Raw genomic sequence first — 1,989 nt, 5'->3', positions numbered from 1 at the left:
TTTTGTTCTTTTAGTTCGCCAATTTGCGAGAGTAGAAATTCGTTCACGTCAAATTCGCCGGCCTTAGCGGCTTTTTTTGACTCCGAGTTTTTGGCGGATTTTGAAGTTTTGGGCGCTGATTTGGGTGCGGTTTGGGGCTCGTAGCCTTCTAAAACCACGTATTTTACGCCGTCTTTTTCAAAGGTCTTTAGCGTTCCGCGACGAATGCGGTTGTAGACGGCTTCCTTGGTTACGCCTAAGATTTCCGCGGCCTCGCTCACGGGCACTTTGGACATATTTTTCCTTTGATCGTTAAATTTGGCGTAGATTATGGCAAATTTTGGCTTTGATGCGAGTTAAACGGGAGTTTGAAAAAAGAAAAGGCCGCCGAAGCGACCCTTTTGGTTAGAGCTTTGACTCGTAGCGTCTAAGCATATATAGACGTTTAAGCATTTTCTTGCGAGCCGCGATTTTTTGTTTTTTGCGGATCTCGGTCATAGGCTCGAAAAAGCGTCTTGCGCGAACTTCAGTCACGACAAGGTTCCTGTCGGTTTGCTTTTTGAACTTTCTGTAAGCTTCGTCAAAAGACTCGTTAGGATGTACCTTAATACCAGGCAACGTCCTCACCACCTTTCAATTAAAATAGACGGCTATTATAGCAGAAATTTAGTAAATTTGAAAATTTATAAAAAATTAATCGCATTAAAACTATAATCTATCAAAAATTATCACTACTTTGTAATCAGGATGAATTATGACAAAAGAAGAGTATAAAAATTATTTCAAATTTGCTAGCAAACGCTATATCGCCTACATCCTGATAACCTGTACCGCGCTTGTTTTGCCTTTTATATCTATCGGCGGAAATCAATTTTTCCTATTAAGCTTTGAGCGCAGCGAGCTGCATCTGTTTTTTGCCAAATTTAACGTCCAAGAGCTATTTTTGATGCCTTTCGTGCTCATCATTTTTTTTATTTTTATATTTTTTATGACGAATTTAGGCGGCCGCGTCTGGTGCGGCTGGAGCTGTCCGCAGACGATATTTCGCGCGATCTACCGTGACCTCATCCAAACTAAAATTTTAAAAATCCGCAAAAGCGTCTCAAATAAACAAACACTCGCCGAGGGCGGCGCTAAAAACGCGCTAGCAGTCGCGATCTGGAGCGTTTTGGCTTTTATCGCGGCGGCAAATTTTCTCTGGTTTTTTGTTCCGCCGCAGGACTTTTTCGCTCAAATTTCAAATCCCGCCGAACATAAAATTTTACTCGGAGCTTGGCTTGTTATCGCGGCGTTTTTGATATTTGACGTCGCGTTTTTGGGCGAAAATTTTTGCGTTTACGTCTGCCCGTACGCTAGAGTGCAGTCCGTGATGATCGATTCTGACAGCGTGCAGGTCATATACGACGAGACGCGCGGCGGTAAAATTTATGATGGTCAAACCAAACTCTGGAAAAAGCCGCCCGATCCGCAAAACGAATGCACCGGCTGCGAGGCCTGCGTGAAAATTTGCCCGACACACATCGACATCAGAAAAGGCATGCAGCTAGAGTGCATAAACTGCCTAGAGTGCGTAGATGCCTGCACCAAAACGATGTCGGGGCTAAATTTGCCTAGTCTAATTAGCTGGACGAGCTCAAATTCGCTAAAAACCAAGCAAAAAGTGCGGTATTTGCGCTTTAAAACCATCGGCTACTGTGCCATCATCGCTATCGCCGCGACCGCGCTAACGCTAATGAGCGCCAAAAAAGAGAGCATGCTGCTAAATATCAACCGCACGAGCGAGCTATATAAGATAAATAAAAGCGGCGAAATCGAAAACGCTTACGTGTTTTTGTTTGAAAACACCGACGCGCACGCGCATGAGTTTTATTTTGACGTTAGCGCGGACGGAGCTAAAGCGCCGATAAAAATCGAGCGCCCAAAGACTCAAATTTCGTTAAAAGCAGGCGAAAAAAAGAGAGTCGTAGTCGTGCTAAGCGCGCCTAAATCGGCATTTGCCGGTACAAACGA

General features: G+C 44.2%; 3 protein-coding genes. 1 reads left to right on the top strand and 2 read right to left on the bottom strand.

Going from position 1 to position 1,989, the window contains the following annotated elements; genetic code table 11:
- Positions 1-275 (bottom strand): helix-turn-helix domain-containing protein (locus Q0338_RS01820; RefSeq protein ID WP_298085269.1); only part of this gene is annotated, 275 nt, incomplete at its 3' end.
- 109 nt (positions 276-384) lie between these two features.
- Entirely contained in the window at positions 385-597 is a 213-nt protein-coding gene (gene rpsU, locus Q0338_RS01815) for a 30S ribosomal protein S21 (RefSeq protein ID WP_002951513.1), read from the bottom strand.
- 136 nt (positions 598-733) lie between these two features.
- Here rpsU and ccoG point away from each other — a divergent pair.
- Positions 734-1,989: cytochrome c oxidase accessory protein CcoG (gene ccoG / locus Q0338_RS01810; RefSeq protein ID WP_298085268.1), on the top strand; the 1,256-nt coding region annotated here is incomplete at its 3' end.

Source organism: uncultured Campylobacter sp., from assembly GCF_938018145.1.
GTDB lineage: Bacteria > Campylobacterota > Campylobacteria > Campylobacterales > Campylobacteraceae > Campylobacter_A.
This window is presented reverse-complemented; position numbering and strand designations above follow the sequence as displayed.